This is a genomic window from Streptomyces sp. UNOC14_S4 (assembly GCF_020740835.1).
In the GTDB taxonomy this organism is placed as follows: Bacteria; Actinomycetota; Actinomycetes; order Streptomycetales; family Streptomycetaceae; genus Streptomyces.
This window is the reverse complement of record NZ_JAINFC010000868.1, coordinates 1-1,718: the sequence shown is the minus strand read 5'-3', so window position 1 is coordinate 1,718 and position 1,718 is coordinate 1. Positions and strand designations below refer to the sequence as shown.

The 1,718-nt window shown below is 79.2% G+C and carries 1 pseudogene; it reads left to right on the top strand.

Annotated elements, in window-relative coordinates:
• A pseudogene (locus K6I34_RS36605) lies at positions 1–1,589 on the top strand (ATP-binding protein); the annotation flags it as partial.
• Between the last annotated feature and the right edge of the window lie 129 nt (positions 1,590–1,718).

The window sequence follows — 1,718 nt, the reverse complement described above, 5'->3', positions numbered from 1 at the left end:
CCTCCCGGCTGGGCGAGGCCGCGCGCGAGACCCTGCGCTTCGCCGTGGCCCTCGGCGGCGAGGTGCCGCACCAGGCGCACCTGCCCGCCCTCGTGGGCGACACCCACGCGGACGCCGCCGTCGGCGAGCTGCTCGCGGCCGGGCTGATCACCGTCACCGGCGCGCACTACCGGCTGGCCGCGGGCGTCACCGACGAGCTGCTCGCCGACGGGTACGGCCGCGACTCCGCCGAGCTCGCCCACGCCGCGGCCCAGCACTACGCCTGGTGGACCGGGCACCCCTCCGTGACCCCCGAACGCGTCGCCCTGGAGGCCGACGCGATCCTCGCCGCCGCGGCCGCGCTGGCAAGCGGTACGGAGGAGGGGCACGCGGAGACGGCGGTCCTGCTGGCCCGTACGGCGGCGCCCGCCTTCGCCGCGGCCCTGCACTGGAGCGCCTGGGAGCGCTGCCTCCGGCACGGCCAGGCCGCCGCCCGGCGCACCGGCGCGGTCGCCGAAGAGGCGTATTTTCACCACGAGTTGGGCGTCATGGCCCTGTGCACCGGCAACCTCGACCGGGCCCGCGCCGAGCTGGAGGCGTCCATCGGCATGCGCGGGGTGCTCGCGGACAAACGCGGTGCCATAGCGGGCCGTCGCGCCCTGGCCCTGGTCACGGACCGTTCCGGTCACGCGGCACAGGGGCCCGCGGCGCCACGGCCGGAGCCGGCGGCGGCCGCCGGGCCGCCCGTTCCGGCGATCCCGCCCGCGGCCCCGTCGGCGCTGGTACGGGGCGTCCGGCCGACGGCGGGGGAGGAGGTCCCGGACGCGCGCCGCGAGGAGTCGCTGGCCCCGCCGTCCGTGTCCGCGTCCGCGTCGTCCGCCTTCGCCGGGGCGCCGGACCAGATCACCACCGCGGCGCTCCGGCGCCCGCAGCCGTCCCGGCCGCGTCAGCAGTGGGCGCGGAAGCTGATGGTGAGCGGCACCCGGCGCAATCTCGCCGCGGCGGGCGCGGGCGCGCTGCTCGCCGCCGTGCTGGGCACGGTCGTGACCCTCGGCGCCACGACCGGCGGGCACGACGGGGACGCGGGCGACGGCGCCACGAAGCCGGACCGCTCCGCGTCGCAGCAGGACGGCGACAACAGCCTCACCGCGGACCAGCGGCGGCCGGGCGAGGCCGGGCACGCGCAGGTCCCGGGCCGCCCCGGGAAGCCGGGACAGTCGGCCTCCCCCGGCGCCTCCGGGCACGCCTCGCCCGGGGCGTCGGGCAGCGCCTCGCCCAGTGGCGGCCCCAGCGACGGCGGCCACTCGTCGGGGTCGCCGTCGAGCGGCGGCAGCCCGTCGCACGGCGGCTCGTCGTCGCCCAGCTCGTCGTCGTCCGCCCCGTCGTCGAAGCCGCCGGAGTCGCCGTCGAAGCCGCCGTCGAAGGACCCGACGGGGTCGTCTTCGTCCTCCTCCGGAGGGAGTACGGGCGGAGGGGGCACGGCGGGGAGTGGCTCTGCGAGCCACTCGGCGGCGGCGAGCACGGGTACGGGTGCCGGTGCCGGCACCGGCACTGGTGCCGGTGGCACCGGCAACCGCCCGGCGGGCCCTGCGGGGAGCCCTTCGGCGTAGCCGGGGCGCCTACCGGGTTGCCTCTTGAGCCCGGTGCGCGGCTGCCGGTCGCGTCGTGGCCGGTCGCGCAGTTCCCCGCGCCCCTTACGGGGCGCGCCCACGCGGCGGAGCCGCAGAATGTCACAGCCC